This is a genomic window from Bacillus sp. JZ109, assembly GCF_053903135.1.
This window is the reverse complement of record NZ_CP096388.1, coordinates 3,432,501-3,451,623: the sequence shown is the minus strand read 5'-3', so window position 1 is coordinate 3,451,623 and position 19,123 is coordinate 3,432,501. Positions and strand designations below refer to the sequence as shown.

17 protein-coding genes, 2 tRNA genes, 1 rRNA gene, 2 pseudogenes and 1 riboswitch (1 of these 23 running past the window's edge) are annotated in these 19,123 nt (G+C 43.4%); of the genes and pseudogenes, 16 read left to right on the top strand and 6 right to left on the bottom strand.

What is annotated here, in order from left to right; translation table 11 throughout:
* Window positions 1-74: 74 nt before the first annotated feature.
* Both M1D94_RS18140 and M1D94_RS18135 read left to right on the top strand, forming a co-directional pair.
* Window positions 75-1,337 carry a glycoside hydrolase family 18 protein gene (locus tag M1D94_RS18140; protein WP_172850511.1) on the top strand — a complete coding sequence of 421 codons (1,263 nt, stop codon included), beginning with the start codon at window positions 75-77 and terminating at the stop codon, window positions 1,335-1,337.
* Between the two features lie 161 nt (window positions 1,338-1,498).
* A complete protein-coding gene (locus M1D94_RS18135) occupies window positions 1,499-2,686 on the top strand; it encodes a macrolide family glycosyltransferase (protein ID WP_172850509.1) in 1,188 nt (395 codons plus the stop codon).
* Between the two features lie 37 nt (window positions 2,687-2,723).
* Here the strand turns inward: M1D94_RS18135 and M1D94_RS18130 are convergent, their stop codons facing one another.
* Together M1D94_RS18130 and phoB are read right to left on the bottom strand one after the other, a co-directional pair.
* Complete coding sequence (locus M1D94_RS18130) at window positions 2,724-3,434, bottom strand: DUF4352 domain-containing protein (RefSeq protein WP_172850507.1); 711 nt, start codon at window positions 3,432-3,434, stop codon at window positions 2,724-2,726.
* Between the two features lie 65 nt (window positions 3,435-3,499).
* The gene (gene phoB / locus M1D94_RS18125) at window positions 3,500-4,888 is read right to left on the bottom strand and encodes an alkaline phosphatase PhoB (protein WP_172850505.1); all 1,389 of its coding nucleotides are present in this window, start codon (window positions 4,886-4,888) and stop codon (window positions 3,500-3,502) included.
* 387 nt (window positions 4,889-5,275) lie between these two features.
* Between phoB and M1D94_RS18120 the strand changes: the two genes are divergently transcribed.
* Entirely contained in the window at window positions 5,276-5,647 is a 372-nt protein-coding gene (locus M1D94_RS18120; protein ID WP_172850503.1) for an iron chaperone, read from the top strand.
* Window positions 5,648-5,753: 106 nt separating this feature from the next.
* Here the strand turns inward: M1D94_RS18120 and M1D94_RS18115 are convergent.
* Both M1D94_RS18115 and M1D94_RS18110 read right to left on the bottom strand, forming a co-directional pair.
* A pseudogene (locus tag M1D94_RS18115) lies at window positions 5,754-5,822 on the bottom strand (DUF4944 domain-containing protein); the annotation flags it as partial.
* Window positions 5,815-6,042, bottom strand: a pseudogene (locus M1D94_RS18110) (GNAT family N-acetyltransferase); the annotation flags it as partial. The pseudogenes M1D94_RS18110 and M1D94_RS18115, both read right to left, overlap by 8 nt.
* A 111-nt stretch (window positions 6,043-6,153) precedes the next feature.
* Between M1D94_RS18110 and M1D94_RS18105 the strand changes: the two are divergent.
* Window positions 6,154-7,131, top strand: coding sequence for an HD domain-containing protein (locus M1D94_RS18105; protein ID WP_282627535.1), 978 nt, complete (start codon window positions 6,154-6,156; stop codon window positions 7,129-7,131).
* A gap of 141 nt (window positions 7,132-7,272) precedes the next feature.
* Window positions 7,273-7,893, top strand: a complete 621-nt coding sequence (locus M1D94_RS18100; RefSeq protein WP_282627568.1) for a YdhK family protein — start codon at window positions 7,273-7,275, stop codon at window positions 7,891-7,893.
* Window positions 7,894-7,905: 12 nt separating this feature from the next.
* On the opposite strand, the gene pbuE is transcribed toward M1D94_RS18100, so the two are convergent.
* Window positions 7,906-9,072 (bottom strand): purine transporter PbuE, encoded by a 1,167-nt coding sequence (pbuE, locus tag M1D94_RS18095; protein ID WP_038428434.1) that lies wholly within the window; start codon window positions 9,070-9,072, stop codon window positions 7,906-7,908.
* A gap of 54 nt (window positions 9,073-9,126) precedes the next feature.
* Window positions 9,127-9,226, bottom strand: a riboswitch (purine riboswitch).
* Between the two features lie 176 nt (window positions 9,227-9,402).
* Between pbuE and M1D94_RS18090 the strand changes: the two genes are divergently transcribed.
* The 8 genes from M1D94_RS18090 to gmuG all read left to right on the top strand — a co-directional run bounded on the left by M1D94_RS18090 (window position 9,403) and on the right by gmuG (window position 16,649).
* Window positions 9,403-9,714 (top strand): PTS sugar transporter subunit IIB, encoded by a 312-nt coding sequence (locus M1D94_RS18090; protein WP_014112863.1) that lies wholly within the window; start codon window positions 9,403-9,405, stop codon window positions 9,712-9,714.
* On the top strand, window positions 9,714-10,046 hold the full coding sequence (locus M1D94_RS18085; RefSeq protein WP_282627534.1) for a PTS lactose/cellobiose transporter subunit IIA: 333 nt from the start codon (window positions 9,714-9,716) through the stop codon (window positions 10,044-10,046). The genes M1D94_RS18090 and M1D94_RS18085 overlap by 1 nt, the downstream gene beginning before the upstream one ends.
* Before the next feature lie 18 nt (window positions 10,047-10,064).
* Window positions 10,065-11,393 (top strand): PTS cellobiose transporter subunit IIC, encoded by a 1,329-nt coding sequence (celB, locus tag M1D94_RS18080; protein ID WP_003244271.1) that lies wholly within the window; start codon window positions 10,065-10,067, stop codon window positions 11,391-11,393.
* Between the two features lie 17 nt (window positions 11,394-11,410).
* Window positions 11,411-12,808 carry a 6-phospho-beta-glucosidase GmuD gene (gmuD, locus tag M1D94_RS18075; protein WP_282627533.1) on the top strand — a complete coding sequence of 466 codons (1,398 nt, stop codon included), beginning with the start codon at window positions 11,411-11,413 and terminating at the stop codon, window positions 12,806-12,808.
* 148 nt (window positions 12,809-12,956) lie between these two features.
* A complete protein-coding gene (gene gmuR, locus M1D94_RS18070; protein ID WP_032727116.1) occupies window positions 12,957-13,670 on the top strand; it encodes a transcriptional regulator GmuR in 714 nt (237 codons plus the stop codon).
* 28 nt (window positions 13,671-13,698) lie between these two features.
* Window positions 13,699-14,598 carry a fructokinase GmuE gene (gene gmuE / locus M1D94_RS18065; protein WP_072173541.1) on the top strand — a complete coding sequence of 300 codons (900 nt, stop codon included), beginning with the start codon at window positions 13,699-13,701 and terminating at the stop codon, window positions 14,596-14,598.
* Window positions 14,595-15,542, top strand: coding sequence for a mannose-6-phosphate isomerase, class I (gene manA / locus M1D94_RS18060; RefSeq protein WP_456270300.1), 948 nt, complete (start codon window positions 14,595-14,597; stop codon window positions 15,540-15,542). The genes gmuE and manA overlap by 4 nt, the downstream gene beginning before the upstream one ends.
* An 18-nt stretch (window positions 15,543-15,560) precedes the next feature.
* Window positions 15,561-16,649 (top strand): mannan endo-1,4-beta-mannosidase, encoded by a 1,089-nt coding sequence (gene gmuG, locus M1D94_RS18055; RefSeq protein WP_101501911.1) that lies wholly within the window; start codon window positions 15,561-15,563, stop codon window positions 16,647-16,649.
* Window positions 16,650-16,707: 58 nt separating this feature from the next.
* On the opposite strand, the gene M1D94_RS18050 is transcribed toward gmuG, so the two are convergent.
* Window positions 16,708-17,562 (bottom strand): manganese catalase family protein, encoded by an 855-nt coding sequence (locus M1D94_RS18050; protein ID WP_021481617.1) that lies wholly within the window; start codon window positions 17,560-17,562, stop codon window positions 16,708-16,710.
* A 325-nt stretch (window positions 17,563-17,887) separates the two neighbouring features.
* Here M1D94_RS18050 and M1D94_RS18045 point away from each other — a divergent pair.
* The 3 genes from M1D94_RS18045 to M1D94_RS18035 form a co-directional block, all read left to right on the top strand.
* Window positions 17,888-17,964: transfer RNA gene (locus M1D94_RS18045), tRNA-Arg, on the top strand.
* A 14-nt stretch (window positions 17,965-17,978) separates the two neighbouring features.
* Window positions 17,979-18,052, top strand: a tRNA-Gly gene (locus M1D94_RS18040).
* A gap of 160 nt (window positions 18,053-18,212) precedes the next feature.
* Window positions 18,213-19,123, top strand: a 16S ribosomal RNA gene (locus M1D94_RS18035); it runs 639 nt beyond the window's last position.

Genomic DNA, 19,123 nt, shown 5'->3' with positions numbered 1-19,123 from the left:
TTTACCAACATATATAAGGAAACCGATTAATAAGATTTTATGATGGATTGACTAACGAATAATGGGGGTTAAACATGTTTATCCATATCGTCGGGCCTGGTGATTCTCTGTTTTCCATAGGCAGAAGATACGGTGCTTCTGTTGATCAAATCCGGGGTGTGAATGGTTTAGATGAAACGAATATAGTGCCGGGGCAGGCTCTCCTTATCCCTCTTTATGTATATACCGTTCAGCCGGGAGACACGCTGACCGCCATTGCGGCAAAAGCGTTTGTTCCACTAGAGCGGCTGCGGACCGCAAACCCGGGCATCAGCCCAAATGCTTTACAGGCAGGAATGAAAATAACGATTCCATCTATCTCAAATTACATTGCAGGTACGTTAAGCTTTTATGTTCTCCGAAGTCCTGAGCTCGACCGGGCGTTAATCAATGATTATGCGCCATACTCGTCTTCGATTTCGATTTTCGAATACCATATTGCACCTAACGGCGACATTGCAAACCAGTTAGATGATGCGGCCGCTATTGAGACAACATGGCAAAGGCGAGTGACACCGCTGGCCACCATAACCAACCTTACATCGGCTGGGTTCAGTACAGAACTCGTTCACCAAGTCCTGAATAATCCGACAGCGAGAACCAACCTGGTCAACAATATTTATTACTTAGTTTCCACAAGGGGTTATGGGGGTGTGACAATCGATTTTGAACAGGTGAGCGCCGCAGATCGGGATCTTTTTACTGGGTTTTTACGTCAGCTGAGAGATCGCCTTCAGGCGGGAGGCTATGTGCTGACGATAGCTGTTCCGGCAAAAACAAGCGATAATATCCCATGGCTGAGAGGCTACGATTACGGAGGGATTGGAGCGGTTGTCAATTATATGTTTATCATGGCTTACGATTGGCATCATGCCGGGAGTGAGCCGGGCCCTGTAGCGCCGATTACTGAGATCAGGAGAACCATTGAGTTTGCGATTGCGCAGGTGCCGAGCAGAAAAATCATTATCGGAGTCCCGCTCTACGGATACGACTGGATCATCCCCTACCAGCCGGGCACAGTTGCTTCAGCCATTTCAAATCAAAACGCAATCGAAACAGCGATGAGGTACCAAAGCCCGATACAATATTCAACCGAATATCAATCACCTTTTTTCCGGTACAGAGATCAGCAGGGGCGAACGCATGAGGTATGGTTTGAAGATGTCAGGAGCATGAGCCAGAAGATGATGATCGTCCGCGAATACGGGTTGCAAGCCATAGGCGCTTGGCAGTTAACCTTGGGCTTCTCGCCAGGCCCGTGGCTTCTGCGGAAATTTTTTACGATCAGAAAGGTATAAAAAAGACACCAAAGCTCGGTGTCTTTTTTGGATTTAAGTCCAGAGCAGCAGAATTGTTCAATCATTTGTCCCTTGCATGGCGTTACGTCCCCATTTTACGATTAGTAGTGTAGTCTGATCAAACAAAGTTTCAGAATACGATATGAGAGGGAGTTGTCAAAATGAAGACAGTATTGATTTTAAATTTTCCTGCGGAAGGCCATGTGAATCCTACCTTAGGCATCACAAAAGCGTTTTCCGATAAGGGATATGATGTCCATTATATTTCCACTGAAAAATATAAAAAACGATTAGAAGCGGCGGGAGCAACTGTCCATCTTCACCACGATCTGCTGCGAACAACACCTATTCATATCGGTTCACCCAATGGCATTCTTGATTTCTTGAAAATCCATATCAAAACCTCGCTGGACATTTTACATATTGTCAAAGACTTATCTAAGAACATTCAATTTGATTTTGTGTATTATGATAAATTCGGTGCGGGGGAATTGGTTAGGGATTTCTTAGATATTCCAGGGGTCTCTTCATCAGCGTCCTTCCTGTTTGGCGAAGAGCATCTGAAAATCCTGCCGCTGCATCCCGAATCTGGAGCGCCGCTTGAATTGGATCAAGAGTGCGAAGATCTTTTAGAAAGAATGAAAGAAACGTACGGTGTTGCCCCGAAAAATCTGGTTCAATTTATGAACAATAAAGGGGAATTGAATGTAGTGTATACAAGCCGTTATTTTCAGCCTGAAAGCGATCGTTTTGGGGATGAATGTTTGTTTATCGGCCCCAGCTTTCCAAAGAGAGCGGAAAAAACAGATTTCCCGATTGAACAGTTAAAAGATGAAAAGGTTATTTATATTTCAATGGGGACTGTTCTGGACAATACGGAGGAATTTTTCAACCTCTGTATTGATGCATTTTCTGGCTTTAACGGAAAAGTCGTCATCGCTGCCGGAGAAAAAGCGGATCTGACCAAATTAAAGCAGGCGCCGGAAAACTTTATCATCGCCCCGTATGTCCCTCAGCTGGAAGTGCTGGAGCAAGCTGATGTCTTCATTACACACGGCGGAATGAACAGCGTAAATGAAGGAATTCATTTCAACGTGCCTCTGGTTGTAATGCCTCATGACAAGGATCAGCCGATGGTGGCGCAGCGCCTTTCTGAACTCCATGCAGGCTATGTCATCTCTAAAGATGAAGTCGATGTACAAAAATTAAAACAGGGCGTGGACGCGGTTTTACATCATGATCAATATACGGAAGGCATTAAAAAAATCAATCAAAGCTTCCAAGAGTGTATGGACATGGATGAAGTGATGGAGCGGATTGATGAATTGATTCGCCAAAAAAACAGATAAGAAAAGAACTCCCGTACCTGGTACGGGAGTTCATCATTTAAAACTTGATTTTGATCTTTTGAGCATCACTGATTTTCTTACGATTTTGGTCAAAGACGTCACTTGTTGTGATTTCGATCCACTTGATCTCTTTTGCTTTCTTCTTATCATCAGCATCTTCGTCATGAGCATGGCCGCTTGATGCGTTCACAATAAAGCCGAGATTTCCGGACTTTTCGGCTCCGCCTTCCAATTCGCCATTTAACTCTTCAAGATAAATATCTTTGTTCCAATCAAAAGTTTCCCCTGTATTTGTTTTCATCAAGGCAATCGGCGCAACATTTACTTTCTTTGAAGATGTGTTCTTGATGTCAACAAAGACCTTAACGAAATCAAACTCTTCATCGTGTGTTAACACATGAAAGTAATCAATCATGCTGTAGTCCGGGCGCAAATGGATCAGCTTCATTTCTTTTACTGTAAGCTCCACGTCGCCAATCTTATATGTTTGGTTCACTTGCTTGATATCCTTTAAAACAGCTTTTCCCTTGTCATCAGAAAACGTTTGGCCCGCCTTCAGCAATGACCGGTCATCGGTTACTTGGGAATTAGGCTGATATTCATCTATGCTGTCTTTTTGAGAAGATGTGCTTTGCGGTGTGGCTTTTACCGCTTGCTCTCCGCCCGCACTTTGTTTTTCTGTATTGGCGTTCGATGAGCAGCCCGCGAGCACGATGATAAAAACGAAGATCGAAAGAATTCCTCTCATGATGATTCCTCCATTAATAAGAGAGCCCGTTACTTCATACAAGCAACGGGACACCTTGTATTCTTTTACTTATCTTTAATCTTAATGTTGTATTGTAAAGAGTTGAAAACATTTTTGGCAATTTCAGTATTATCAATTTGGCCTGCAAAGTCCTCGCTAGACGGTCCGTACGCATAGACCGGAACATCTTCACCAGTATGTCCGCCTGTCGTCCAGCCGGTGTGGGAGCGTTTATTGAAAATTTCCTCGATCGCATTATCGATTTCAAGCACTTCTTTCGTTTTTGCGGCTTTTTCAACAGATTGAATTTCTGATTCAGTTAAAGCTAATTTCTTTTGATCAATATACGTTTTTAATGTTTTTTCAACATTTGCGCCGTCAGCGATTTTTTCTGCCATAAAGTCAGGTGTGCGCTTTGCGGCTTTAATGGGTTCACTGAACCAGTTGTAGATGCCGTCAGCACCAATGGAATAACCGCCGGTTGAATGGTCAGCCGTTGCGACAACCAATGTATGCTTGTCTTTTTTGGCGAACTCAATAGCCGCTTTATAGGCTTGTTCAAAATCTTCCATTTCGCTCATGGCGCCGACGATATCATTGTCATGGCCCGCCCAGTCAATCTGGCTGCCTTCCACCATGAGGAAGAAACCGTCTTTATCCTTGCTTAATTTTTTAATTGCTGTGTTTGTCATGTCTTTTAATGAAGGAATATCCTTCGTGCGGTCAATCTTTTTAGGCAGGCCGCCGTCCGCGAATAGTCCGAGAACTTGGCTGTCTTTATTCTTCAGCATGTCCTTGCGGTTATCCACATAGCTGTAACCCGCTTTTTTGAATTCCTTGATCAAATTGCGGTCCTTGCGGTCAAAATTGCTTTTTCCTCCGCCTAGAAGGACATCAATTTTGTGCTTGCCGTTGACCATTTCATCAAAATAATCATCGGCAATCGAGTTCATATTTTTTCGGCTGTGGTCATGTGAACCGAAAGAAGCCGGAGTAGCATGTGTAATTTCTGAAGTGGCCACAAGTCCTGTTGATTTTCCTTTTTCTTTTGCCGCTTCAAGTACCGTTTTGGCCTCTGAACCGTCGTTATCCACCGCAATCGCATTGTTATATGTTTTGATCCCGGCAGACATAGCCGTTGCTGCAGATGCAGAATCTGTTACGTTTTGTTCTGGATCTTCAGGGTAAGTCGTTTGCTGGCCGACAAGGTGTTGATCAAAAGCGGTAGGCTCTACAAACTTTGTCTTTTTATTATCTTTTAAATAACGATGAGCAGACGTATAGGACACACCCATACCATCACCAATCAGAACGATCACATTTTTAATTTCGTTTTGATTCCCCTTTTTCTTTTCCTGGGCGCTGGCTTCAGGCACACTGCCGCTGGCTAAGCTGCTGAACGCAATAGATGATAAAACCGCAATAGGCAGTAATTTCTTCGGGAATTTTTTCAACTGGATAACCTCCTAAAAATATATGAATCTCAGTGACAAACCCATTATATTTTTAAAGTGTTAAGCTAGTATTAATCGATTTTAAAGATTGGATTTACAAGACGAATTGACTGCTGGCTATCCTTAAAGAAGCAGTTCTATTCTGAGAAGTTTTAGAAGGAAAGAGCGATAGTGCTAAAGAATAAATTGGAGGAATAGCTTCTGTGGGGAGGCGGACTGATAACTGCTATAGTCACATAGAAACAACCCGCTTACTTCCTGAACAATCAGGATTCTTTTAAGTATTACATTGGAAATAGGATTGTTTAAGTACGTGTCTGGTCGGTTCCGTTTGGAGTTTTAATGAACTTCTCTGAACGGTATCATTTAATTTGAGGAGGGAACAACATGGATATTTTTTCTGAATATGTAGCGGGGATTAATGACCCGTTCCACCGAGAAAGAACGGAAGAAGTGTTGACTTGGATAAAAAATAAATATCCACATTTACATACAGAAATAAAATGGAATCAACCAATGTTTACGGATCATGGTACATTTATTATTGGCTTTAGTGTATCTAAAAAGCATTTAGCTGTCGCCCCTGAAAGTGTGACGATAAGGCATGTACAGGATGATATTGTAAAGGCCGGATATGACTATACCAAGCAGCTGATACGTATCCCTTGGAATGGCCCAGTTGATTACTCGCTACTTGAAAAAATGATTGAATTTAATATTCGAGACAAGGCTAACTGCTCCACTTTTTGGCGGAAATGAAAAAATAAAATAGCTTTAGGAATGAATGATATGTCATTGTAAAGAAGAAAGGCATAACCTATTAGTTATATGAAATATGTTATGCCTTTTAATTATATTGCTGCTTTTAGTCAAACAAGGTTTTTTCATTAAGCGTAAACTGACTTGCGGAATAATGATCACCTTGCTTCCACTTCCTGCTGCAGTAAAGCGGTGCCAAACCCTTTCTTTTCAATGATACTATCTAATGAAATAATTTCACAATCTTTCCCGTCTATCACGTATGTAATACAACCGATGATTTCGCCGCTCTCATCTACAGCGGCATAACCATCTAATTCATTACATCGAAAAATGCCGCTGGAAATCACCATCTCGGGTGTACCCCAATGCTTGGCAAAAAAATCGGCCATCATCTGTTTCGGTCATTCATTGTTTCGGATGATGATCATCGTAATACTCCTCTATTGAAAGATTGCATGTGTACTATCAATATACAATAAAAAAATAGATTTAGAGGTGAAGGCATGAAAATCAACGATGACATTTACGGACAGCACGATATAGACGGAGTGCTGGAAGAGCTTATCAAGAGCGCTCCTGTGCAAAGATTAAAAGGAATCTATCAAGGCGGAGCAAGCTTTTTAGTCAATCGAAAGTGGAATGTGACCAGGTATGAGCACTCCATCGGCGTGATGCTCCTCATCAAAAAGCTCGGAGGAACGATAGAAGAACAGATTGCGGGTCTGCTCCACGACGTATCACACACAGCTTTTTCTCATGTGGTCGACGTTGTCTTTGAAAATCAAGCAGAAGACTATCATGAAAACATCTTTCAACAAGTCATTGTTCACTCTGAAATCCCGGACATTTTACAAAAACACGGCTATCATACTGAAGAACTTTTATCTGACGATTCAAGGTGGACATTGCTCGAACAGCCCGCACCGGAGCTGTGTGCTGATCGGACAGACTATACGCTGCGTGATATGTACCGATATGGACACATTAACCTGCACGAAGCGCAAACCTTTTTGGATCATCTTATTGTGAGAAACGGAAGGATGTTTCCTGATAGTATTGAAGCCGCCGAATGGTTTGTCAGTGTGTACTACAAGGAAGTAATTGATTTCTTTTTGAATCCTGTGAATGTATATGGATATGAATATTTAGCGCGAGCATTGAAGGCAGCGCTGCGGCATGATGTCATATCTGCAGAGGATCTGCTGAAAACGGACCAAGAGGTACTGAACATCCTGCGTGCCTCAAAAAATGAAGAAGTCCTGAGCTTGCTTACATCTATTCATCCCGGCATACAAGTAATAGAAGATGACATCCAGTACGATTTCCATCAAAAGAAGAAAATGCGCCTAATCGATCCATCCATTTTTCTTGATGACAAATGGATCAAATCCTCAGATGTTTCTGAAAAGGTGAGAAAAATGGGTGAGGCCGCTTATCAAAAAGCAAAAAAAGGTGTGTATATAAAAATCTTAAATCAGTAATTGCCGCCTGACAGCGGCTTTTTTTATGTTTGGCTTTGCAAACAAAGGGGAATAGGACAAACTGCGGGAACGCATTATGAGAATATCAGCGTATTTACATACCATTCGGGGGTATAGTATTATCGAGAGGGCATGTTTTCATTGTCTGCGGGCAAAAGTTACAGGAAAAAAATGAAGCAAAGGAGAATGAACATGAAAATCTCTAAAAATGCACTGGGAATTGTGATGTTATCTCTAGTTTTTGTTTTATCAGCATGCGGCAATAACAACAGTACGAAAGAAAGCACACATGACAATCATTCAGACTCCTCAACACATGAAGAGATGGACCATTCCGGATCAGCTGACGTTCCAGAGGGATTACAGGAATCTAAAAATCCGAAATACAAAGTAGGCAGCCAAGTAATCATCAATACTTCTCATATGAAAGGCATGAAAGGTGCCGAAGCTACGGTAACAGGCGCCTATGATACAACGGCGTATGTTGTTTCTTATACTCCGACTAATGGGGGACAGCGTGTGGATCATCACAAATGGGTGATCCAAGAAGAAATCAAAGATGCCGGAAATAAAACGTTACAACCCGGAGATCAGGTGATTTTAGAGGCTTCTCATATGAAAGGCATGAAAGGAGCAACAGCCGAGATCGACTCCGCGGAAAAAACAACTGTATACATGGTTGACTATACATCGACAACAAGCGGCGAAAAAGTGAAAAACCACAAATGGGTCACCGAAGATGAGCTTTCAGCTAAATCATAAAAAATCCTCCTTTTACAAGGAGGATTTTTTTGCTGTTTGAACAGGTCTTGTTAAAGAAATGAAAGCAAACAGGACAGCGATGATCACAATCGATCCGCCGCACCATGCCGTTGAAACCACAGTACCCGTCTGATCCAAAACAACACCGCCAATGGCTGAGCCAAGGGCAATTCCGACTTGGAGGGCCGATGTGTTAAAGCTTTGCTGAATGTCAGACGAATCAGGTGCAATTTCAATTAAATAGCTTTGCTGAGCCGGGGCGAGGCTCCAGCTCAGAAGACCCCAAATCACCATGACAGGCAAAAAGAAAATCATAGACGATGTAGACAGCGGCAGTAAGAACATAATGATAGCAAAGGAACCGGTCACCAGCAAAATGCTCTTAAAGGAACCAAGCCGGTCAGATAGCGCTCCTCCAAAAGGGCCTCCGCATACGGCAGATATCCCGAAAAGGAAATAACAAATGCTGACCCAGAAAGAGCTCAGGTGAAGAGTCTCTTCTAAAAACGGTGCAAAGTAAGCGTAAAGCGTGTAGTGGCCAGCTAATGTAAACATCGTGACGAGGTGTGAACTCGCGATTTTCAGATTACCGATCGTCTTGAGCTGTTCCCGGAAAGGAATCATTTTCTCCGCCGGTATTCTTTCAAAGAAAATTGAAATAATCAGCATGGAGATCAGCGCCAACAGGCCAATTCCAAGGAACAAAATCCGCCACCCGAAGGAATCGCTGATTAAGATTCCGAGCGGCACGCCTAATGCGATAGCAGAGCTGAAACCCATAAAAATAATTCCGATTGCGCGGGCTCTGTATTCAGGCGCTACAATTTTCGGGGCAATTGTTAAAGAAAGCACAACAATCAGCCCTGTACTCATTGCTGCCAATACCCTAGATACCATCAGTGTGGCGAAATTAGGGCTGAAATAGGCGACAAGATTGCTAAGGAAGAAAACAAATAAAGCAATTAGATATAAGCGCTTCCGCTCAATCCTTGCAGTCAATGCCAAAAGCAGCGGCCCAGATACTGCATATCCCAGCGCGAACACACTGATCAGCTGTCCGGCTGAAACAATGGAAATGTCTAAATCATTTGCGATCTGAGGAAGAATTCCCCCCACAATTAACTCAACCAATCCGACTGCAATCGTAGAAGCTGCAAGCAGGAAAACTTTGAAATTCATAACAAACTCCTTTACTTAAATGTTTTGATAAATAAAAAAATCCTGATTACAAAAAATGTCATAAACAAATTTTGTAATCAGGATTTTACGGTTCCTGGTAGACACCCTCAAACCATATTATTGAGGTTATACAAGTGATAATAGCTATTTAATTGATTCGTTTCCGTTGATGAGTGTACCACATTATGAATGAATCTTCCATAGAAAAATTTACAAAGTAATGAACCGGACAAGTATATGATTATATTTATTTTATAAAAGTATAGACATTTAAAAATAAATGACTATAATAATCTATGTAAGCGTTTTAATAACAAGGGGGGATAGCAGTTGAAAAAAATATTACTCGCGTGCAGCTCAGGAATGTCTACCAGTTTATTGGTGACAAAAATGAAGGAATACGCACAGTCTATCGGTGAGGAAGCAGAGATTTGGGCTGTTGGCCAGGATAAAGCAAAAGAAGACATGAGAAAAGCGGATGCCGTTTTGATCGGTCCGCAAATGAGCTTTCTGAAAAGCGAACTCCAAAAAGAAGCGGATCAATACAACATTCGGGTTGAAGTCATTGACATGATGGCCTACGGAATGGCAGATGGGAAAAAAGCGTATGAGCAGGCATTGTCCTTAATGGAGAATCAATAATGGAACAGGTGAAAATCACGAACTTAACAGACGAACAAATCAGTTTTCAGCTTATCCTGCACAGCGGCAATGCCCGCAGCTGCATCATACAATCACTGCGCGCCTACAAAGAAGGGAACAAGGATGAGGTGGATGCCCTCATTGCCAAGGCTGAGCAGGATTTATCCGCGGCCCATGACATTCACTTTCAAATGATACAGAAGGAATCCGGCGGAGAAGCACAAGCTTTCTCATTGCTGCTTATGCATGCAGAGGATCATCTGATGTCAACATTATCCATGAAAGAATTAGTGAAAGAGATGCTTGATCTCTTTAAAACCAAGAATCTATAAATAATCGGGGTGGATAGGGTGTTCGAGAAAATCAGCCAATTCCTTGTTCCAATTGCAGGGAGGTTAAACAATAACCGCTATTTGCAAGTACTGCGTGATGCATTTATGCTGGCTTTCCCGCTGACGATATTCGGGTCCATTTTTGTCGTGTTAACGAATTTGCCGTTTCTAAACAAAATCATGAACGCCTCAATGCTTACGTCGTTTCAGTCTCATTTCGGCATTGCCTCCACGGCGACAATGGGCATTATGTCTGTCTTTGTTGTGTTCGGGATAGGCTATTACCTGTCAAAAAGCTATCAGGTCGAAGCTGTATTTGGCGGAGCGATCGCTTTGGTTTCCTTTTTGCTCTTAACGCCATTTATCATTCAGCCAGAAACAGGAGATGCCATTACAGGGGTTATCCCGGTCGATCGTCTCGGTGCAAAAGGGATGTTTCTTGGGATGATTACGGCATTTCTTTCTGGAGAAATCTACAGAAGAATCGTTCAAAAAAACCTGACAATCAAAATGCCAGCCGGCGTTCCGCCTGCTGTAGCAAAATCATTCGCCGCACTTATTCCGGCTTTTATCACATTGACCGTATTTTTGCTGATTAACGTAATGGTGACTCTGTTTTTTAAAACAAATATGCACGACGTCATTTATCACGCAATTCAGGCTCCGCTTGTCGGACTTGGAAGCGGTATCATTCCAACGCTTATTGCCGTGTTTTTCATTCAAATTCTTTGGTTTTTCGGACTGCATGGACAGATCATTATCAACTCCGTGATGGACCCGATTTGGAATACACTGCAGGTAGAAAACCTTTCTGCTTACACGGCGGGAAAAGAAATCCCTCATATTATTTCAAAACCGTTTATGGAGATTTATACAGTAGGGATGGGCGGAACCGGGATGACGCTTGCGATTGTGTTTACCATTCTCATATTCATGAAAAGCAGGCAGATGAAGCAAGTATCAAAACTTGGCCTCGCTCCCGGTATTTTTAACGTCAACGAACCGATTATCTTCGGGCTTCCGATTGTCATGAATCCGATCATTATTGTGCCTTGGGTGCTGGCACCGATGGTTGTTACGCTCGTCACCTATCTGGCTATGTCAGCAGGGCTCGTTCCGCCTCCGACTGGTGTGACAGTGCCGTGGACGGTTCCATTATTCATTAATGGTATCATGGCGACGAACTCAATCATGGGGGGCGTGATGCAGCTTATCAATCTGCTGATTGTCTTCGTGATCTGGTTTCCGTTCCTAAAAGCAATGGATAAATTAAATCTGGCAAAAGAAAAAGAACAGGCTGTGCAGGAGACAGCTGCTCAGCAAAATGATAACAGCATAAAAATGTGACATAAGGGGAGAGAGACTTGGCACAAACAGAACAATATCGTTTTCCAAAGGATTTTTGGTGGGGATCATCCGCTTCAGCAACACAAACGGAGGGTGCCGCCGACAGAGACGGAAAAGGCCAGAATATATGGGATTATTGGTTTGAAAAAGAACCGCATCGTTTTTTTAATCATGTCGGACCCGCAGACACATCCCAATTTTACGACAACTATAAAGAAGATATCAGGCTGATGAAGGAGCTTGGCCACAACTCGTTCCGGATGTCGATTTCCTGGTCACGTTTAATACCAAACGGAACGGGCGAGATCAACGATAAAGCCGCAAATTTCTATAACAATGTCATTGATGAGTTGATCGCTAACGGAATTGAACCATTTGTCAATTTGTTTCATTTCGATATGCCGATGGCGCTTCAAAAAATCGGCGGCTGGGTCAACAGAGAGACGGTTGACGCGTATGAAAACTATGCGAGAACGTGCTTCCGTTTGTTTGGCGGCCGGGTGAAAAAATGGTTCACGCATAATGAACCAATCGTTCCCGTAGAAGGCGGATACCTATATGATTTTCATTATCCAAACAAGGTCGATTTTAAAGAGGCCGTCCAGGTTGGATTTCATACGATGCTATCAAGTGCCCGTGCCATTCAGGCATACAGGGAGATGAAGCAGGACGGAAAAATCGGTATCATCTTAAATTTGACCCCTTCATACCCGAGAAGCAGCCATCCGGCGGATGTGAAAGCCGGGGAAATCGCAGACGCGTTTTTTAACAGATCTTTTTTAGATCCATCTGTCAAAGGCGAATTTCCCAAAGAGCTGGTTGACATTTTGAAGCATGAAGGCTTTATGCCAGATTACAACGCTGAAGATCTTGACATCATCAAAAAGAACACGGTTGACCTGTTGGGAGTGAATTATTACCAGCCGAGACGTGTGAAAGCGAAAGAACATCTTCCGAATCCCGACGCTCCTTTTTTGCCGGACAGGTATTTTGATCCCTACGTCATGCCGGGCCGCAAAATGAATCCGCATCGCGGCTGGGAGATCTATGAAAAAGGCGTTTATGATATTTTGATTAATTTAAAAGAAAACTACGGCAACATCGAGTGTTTTATCTCTGAAAACGGTATGGGGGTTGAAGGTGAAGAGCGATTCAGGGATGAACAAGGCATCATTCAAGATGATTACCGGATTGAATTTATAAAAGAGCACCTCAAATGGATTCACCGCGCCATACAGGAAGGATCAAACGTAAAAGGCTATCACTTATGGACGTTCATGGACAACTGGTCTTGGACAAATGCCTATAAAAACCGATACGGATTTGTATCAGTCAATCTTGAGAAAGACGGAGAAAGAACCGTCAAAAAGAGCGGAAAATGGTTCAAAAAGGTTGCTGAGCATAGCGGTTTCTAGGTTTTCCTAAAGGTCAAGATCTTCCGGCAATCATCATAACGAATAGAGATGACGAAAATCCGCAACATTGATGAAATAGGGAAAAGAACTTATGATATCCGTAAAAGCTTATGTGATATCAGACTCTAACAGCTGCCGGAGGATGCCAATGAATAAATACGAAATTATTGCAAATGAAATGAGAAATAGAATTAAAAATAACGTATATCCGATCGATCAGCCCATTCCTGATGAAGTATCTCTTGCAAAAGAATTTAACTCAAGCCGCATGACGATGAAGAGAGCCTTGGATAATTTAGTTGCCGAGGGTCTGCTGTTCAGAAAACGAGGCCATGGCACGTTTATTATTCAATCTGCAATACAGGATGACCATGTACATGTAGTCAGCAATGAGATTCTCGGATTGACCAACTTGCTGAAAGATAAAAAAATCCAAAGCAAGGTCATTCAGTTTGAAGTGCAATTTCCCACTGAGGAAGTGGCCGCCCATTTGTCTATTGATCAGAAAACACCGGTTTATTATGTCGTTCGGCTGCGAATTGTAGAAGGTGAACCCTATGTATTAGAAAAAACATATATGCCGACTCATTTAATACCGGGCATTAATGACGATGTCCTTCATGATTCGATCTACAATCATATTACAAATGTGCTGCAGCTCAAAATCGCCGGCTCACATCGGAAAATCAGAGCCTGCAAATCTGATCATATTGACCAGCAGCATCTGGGCTGTAAAAAGGATGATCCAATTCTTGAAGTTGAACATGTGGGCTTCTTAGATAACGGCATTCCATTTGAATATTCCTTTTCACGTCATCGGCATGACAAGTTTGTTGTGACTTCTGTAAACATACGGCGCTGATTGCGGAGACAACAAGGAGGCCATCTGCATGCTTGGCGGTATTGAAGCAGGCGGCACAAAGATTGTTTGTGCTGTCGGTAAGGAAGATGGAACAATCATTGACCGAATAGAATTCCCCACAAAGATGCCGGATGAAACGATAGAGAAAGTAATTCAATATTTTCGCCAATTTTCATTACAGGCAATCGGCATCGGTTCCTTTGGCCCCGTTGATAACGATAAAACCAGTCAAACATACGGTACCATTATGGCCACGCCGAAAGCGGGCTGGAGACACTACCCCTTTTTGCAAACCGTTAAGAACGAAATGAAGATCCCAGTCGGATTTAGTACAGATGTCAACGCTGCGGCGCTGGGTGAATTCCTTTTCGGTGAAGCGAAGGGTCTTGACAGCTGCCTGTATATAACGATTGGCACTGGCATCGGAGCGGGGGCTATTGTAGAGGGGAGGCTCCTTCAGGGGCTGTCACACCCAGAGATGGGCCATATTTATATCCGGAGGCACCCGGATGACGTATACCAAGGGAAGTGCCCTTATCATGGAGATTGCTTTGAAGGCTTAGCTTCAGGCCCCGCTATCGAAGCCCGCTGGGGAAAAAAAGCCGCGGATTTATCAGATATAGCCCAAGTCTGGGAACTGGAAGGGTACTATATTGCCCAAGCGCTGGCTCAGTATATTTTGATCCTTGCACCTAAAAAAATCATTCTTGGCGGCGGCGTCATGCAACAGAAACAAGTGTTTTCTTATATCTATCAATATGTACCAAAAATCATGAACAGCTACTTAGATTTTTCTGAATTATCAGATGATATAAATGATTATATTGTACCTCCACGTTTAGGCAGTAACGCCGGAATCATCGGCACGCTAGTTTTAGCGCATCAGGCCTTACAAGCAGAGGCAGCATCCGGGGAGGTGCGATCATGACGCATCCTTTATTTTTAGAGCCTGTCTTTAAAGAAAGACTATGGGGAGGGACGAAGCTTCGTGACGCTTTTGGCTACGCAATACCCTCACAAAAAACAGGTGAGTGCTGGGCCGTTTCTGCCCATGCCCATGGCCCGTCGGCTGTAAAGAACGGCCCGCTGGCAGGAAAGACACTAGATCAAGTATGGCAAGATCATCCAGAGATTTTCGGTTTTCCAGATAGGAAGGTGTTTCCGCTGCTGGTAAAGCTGCTGGACGCCAATATGGATCTCTCCGTGCAAGTCCATCCTGATGATGATTATGCAAATCTGCACGAAAATAGCGACCTTGGTAAAACGGAGTGCTGGTATATCATTGATTGCAAAGATGACGCCGAACTAATTTTGGGACATCACGCAAGCACAAAGGAAGAGTTCAAACAACGAATAGAAAGCGGTGATTGGAACGGGCTGCTGAGGCGAATCAAAATCAAGCCCGGAGATTTCTTTTATGTGCCAAGCGGTACACTCCATGCTTTATGTGAGGGAACCCTTGTCCTTGAAATCCAGCAAAACTCTGATACAACGTATCGCGTATACGATTATGACCGCTGTAATGACCAGGGCCAAAAAAGAACTCTTCATATAGAAAAAGCCATGGAAGTCATAACGATACCGCATATCGATAAAGTGCATACACCGGAAGTAAAAGAAGTTGGTAACGCTGAGATCATTGTTTATGTGCAATCAGATTATTTCTCAGTGTACAAATGGAAGATTAGCGGCCGAGCTGCTTTTCCTTCACATCAAACCTATTTGCTGGGGAGTGTTCTGAGCGGATCAGGACGAATCATAAATAATGGTATTCAGTATGAATGCAATGCAGGCTCACACTTTGTCTTGCCTGCGCATTTTGGCGAGTTTTCAATAGAAGGAACATGTGAATTCATGATATCTCATCCTTAATGAATGGGGGAGTTGCATTTGTTTAAGAAACATACGATCTCTTTGCTCATTATATTTTTACTTGCGTCTGCTGTTTTAGCAAAACCAATTGAAGCGCATACTGTGTCGCCTGTGAATCCTAATGCCCAGCAGACAACAAAAGCAGTGATGAACTGGCTTGCACACCTGCCGAACCGAACGGAAAACAGAGTCCTTTCCGGAGCGTTCGGAGGTTACAGTCATGACACTTTTTCTATGGCTGAGGCTGATAGAATCCGAAGCGCCACCGGGCAATCGCCTGCTATTTACGGCTGCGATTATGCCAGAGGGTGGCTTGAAACAGCTAAAATTGAAGATTCAATAGATGTAAGCTGCAACGGTGATTTAATTTCGTATTGGAAAAATGGCGGAATTCCGCAAATCAGTTTGCACCTGGCGAACCCTGCTTTTCAGTCAGGGCATTTTAAAACACCGATTACAAATGATCAGTATAAAAAAATACTAGATTCTTCAACAGCAGAAGGAAAGCGGCTAAATGCCATGCTCAGCAAAATTGCTGACGGACTTCAAGAGCTGGAGAACCAAGGTGTGCCTGTTCTGTTCAGGCCGCTGCATGAAATGAACGGCGAATGGTTTTGGTGGGGACTTACATCATATAACCAAAAGGATAATGAAAGAATCTCTCTATATAAACAGCTCTACAAGAAAATCTATCATTATATGACCGACACAAGAGGACTTGATCATTTGATTTGGGTTTACTCTCCCGACGCCAACCGAGATTTTAAAACTGATTTTTACCCAGGCGCGTCTTACGTGGATATTGTCGGATTAGATGCGTATTTTCAAGATGCCTACTCGATCAATGGATACGATCAGCTAACAACGCTTAATAAACCATTTGCTTTTACAGAAGTCGGCCCGCAACCAGCAAACGGCAGCTTCGATTACAGCCTGTTCATCAATGCTATAAAACAAAAATATCCTAAAACCATTTACTTTCTGGCATGGAATGATGAATGGAGCCCAGCTGTAAACAAGGGTGCTTCGGCTTTATATCATGACAGCTGGACACTCAATAAGGGAGAAATATGGAACGGCGATTCTTTAACGCCAATCGTTGAATGAATCAGTAATGTACAATAAGAAGGTGCTCAAGAAGTTTCTTGAGCACCTTCCCACTGGATTAAGCATTCATATCGCCTAACCCAGGACTGTGTTCATTTGGTATTTCAGGAAGCACTGGTACGGGAAACCCTGCCGGAGGATCTATTACTTGCAACTCTCCGCCATTTCGGCTTGGAGATTTCCCTTGATAGATTTCACCGATTCTCGTTTCATCCAACCTAAAGTTAAACTGTGCATTATGGTAGCCTAATTCGACATACTTTCTGCACTCAGGATATTTATTAATGTCATAATTCGGTACAGGGAGGAGCTTCGCCCACTCAACGCCCAATGTCTCGAGCGCTTTCGCGAATGCATTCTGGTGAGCATTGTCGCGTACAATCAGAAAAGCAAGTGTTTCGCGGAACGTCTGATTAGAGCTCATTTCATAAATTCTTGTTTTTTGCAGCACACCTGTCGACTCAAGAAGCAGGTTATCCAGCAGGTCAGTAATTAAGTTTCCGTGGTTATACACCCACGACCCGTTCCACGGATTGCCCCCTGCATCAACGGGAAGGGAACTTTGCGCACCAATAATATAATGATGAGGATTAGCATGTTTAACGGCTTCATTAAGTGGTGCTTGATCTGCACCTTGACTGCCGACACCTTCACCGCCTGATTCATCTAATAAAGCATTGATTGTGTTTTGAACCAGTTCAACGTGGGCAATCTCCTCTAAAAAAATGCCGCGAAGCAGATCGCGGTACTGTTTCTGCTTTCCTCTGAAATTAGAGCTTTGGAAAAAAAACTGCATCATTGTACGCATTTCTCCGTAATGACCGCCTAATATCTCCTGTAGGACCTTAGCAGCTGCCGGGTCTGGCTTGTCCGGTTTAATGATATTAATCAGTTCCTCTTTGTAGTAATACATAACACGCCTCATTTCTTCTTAAGAGATTTTCTTATATTATTTGTAAGATGAGATAAAATATATACATGAGAAGGGGTGAAAGAAGAGAATAAAAAATACAGGAAAAGTGTTGACCAAATAAAATAGGCATGGTATATTATTAAACGTCGCTGATGAACAGCGTGAAACAAAACGAAAAACAAAAAAGTTTTTCTAAGGTGTTTACAAGATTTTAAAAATGTGTATAATAAGAAAAGTCGAATTGAAAAAGATTCGAAAAAACATTTTAAAAAAACTTCTTGACTTCACCATCAAATGATAGTATGATAGTTAAGTCGCTTGATAAGCGCCCGTAGCTCAATTGGATAGAGCGTTTGACTACGGATCAAAAGGTTAGGGGTTCGACTCCTCTCGGGCGCGCCAATATAAGATACTACGCGGGTGTAGTTTAGTGGTAAAACCTCAGCCTTCCAAGCTGATGTCGTGAGTTCGATTCTCATCACCCGCTCCATTATTGAATGATCTTTGAAAACTAAACAAGACAAAACGTACCTGTTAATTCATTTTTATAAATCGCACAGCAATGTGCGTAGTCAGTCAAACTAGGGCCTGCACGACGCAGGTCACACAGGTGTCGCCGCAGGATGCGGTGAACTTAACCTGTGATCCATTTATCGGAGAGTTTGATCCTGGCTCAGGACGAACGCTGGCGGCGTGCCTAATACATGCAAGTCGAGCGGACAGATGGGAGCTTGCTCCCTGATGTTAGCGGCGGACGGGTGAGTAACACGTGGGTAACCTGCCTGTAAGACTGGGATAACTCCGGGAAACCGGGGCTAATACCGGATGGTTGTTTGAACCGCATGGTTCAAACATAAAAGGTGGCTTCGGCTACCACTTACAGATGGACCCGCGGCGCATTAGCTAGTTGGTGAGGTAATGGCTCACCAAGGCAACGATGCGTAGCCGACCTGAGAGGGTGATCGGCCACACTGGGACTGAGACACGGCCCAGACTCCTACGGGAGGCAGCAGTAGGGAATCTTCCGCAATGGACGAAAGTCTGACGGAGCAACGCCGCGTGAGTGATGAAGGTTTTCGGATCGTAAAGCTCTGTTGTTAGGGAAGAACAAGTACCGTTCGAATAGGGCGGTACCTTGACGGTACCTAACCAGAAAGCCACGGCTAACTACGTGCCAGCAGCCGCGGTAATACGTAGGTGGCAAGCGTTGTCCGGAATTATTGGGCGTAAAGGGCTCGCAGGCGGTTTCTTAAGTCTGATGTGAAAGCCCCCGGCTCAACCGGGGAGGGTCATTGGAAACTGGGGAACTTGAGTGCAGAAGAGGAGAGTGGAATTCCACGTGTAGCGGTGAAATGCGTAGAGATGTGGAGGAACACCAGTGGCGAAGGCGACTCTCTGGTCTGTAACTGACGCTGAGGAGCGAAAGCGTGGGGAGCGAACAGGATTAGATACCCTGGTAGTCCACGCCGTAAACGATGAGTGCTAAGTGTTAGGGGGTTTCCGCCCCTTAGTGCTGCAGCTAACGCATTAAGCACTCCGCCTGGGGAGTACGGTCGCAAGA

Excerpts from the sequence above, each read along its gene's own strand:
- M1D94_RS18140 (WP_172850511.1), top strand. The coding sequence starts at position 75 with ATGTTTATCCATATCGTCGGGCCTGGTGATTCTCTGTTTTCCATAGGC.
- M1D94_RS18135 (WP_172850509.1), top strand. The coding sequence starts at position 1,499 with ATGAAGACAGTATTGATTTTAAATTTTCCTGCGGAAGGCCATGTGAAT.
- M1D94_RS18130 (WP_172850507.1), bottom strand. The coding sequence starts at position 3,434 with ATGAGAGGAATTCTTTCGATCTTCGTTTTTATCATCGTGCTCGCGGGC.
- M1D94_RS18120 (WP_172850503.1), top strand. The coding sequence starts at position 5,276 with ATGGATATTTTTTCTGAATATGTAGCGGGGATTAATGACCCGTTCCAC.
- M1D94_RS18105 (WP_282627535.1), top strand. The coding sequence starts at position 6,154 with ATGAAAATCAACGATGACATTTACGGACAGCACGATATAGACGGAGTG.
- pbuE (WP_038428434.1), bottom strand. The coding sequence starts at position 9,072 with ATGAATTTCAAAGTTTTCCTGCTTGCAGCTTCTACGATTGCAGTCGGA.
- M1D94_RS18085 (WP_282627534.1), top strand. The coding sequence starts at position 9,714 with ATGGAACAGGTGAAAATCACGAACTTAACAGACGAACAAATCAGTTTT.
- gmuR (WP_032727116.1), top strand. The coding sequence starts at position 12,957 with ATGAATAAATACGAAATTATTGCAAATGAAATGAGAAATAGAATTAAA.
- gmuE (WP_072173541.1), top strand. The coding sequence starts at position 13,699 with ATGCTTGGCGGTATTGAAGCAGGCGGCACAAAGATTGTTTGTGCTGTC.
- manA (WP_456270300.1), top strand. The coding sequence starts at position 14,595 with ATGACGCATCCTTTATTTTTAGAGCCTGTCTTTAAAGAAAGACTATGG.
- M1D94_RS18050 (WP_021481617.1), bottom strand. The coding sequence starts at position 17,562 with ATGTATTACTACAAAGAGGAACTGATTAATATCATTAAACCGGACAAG.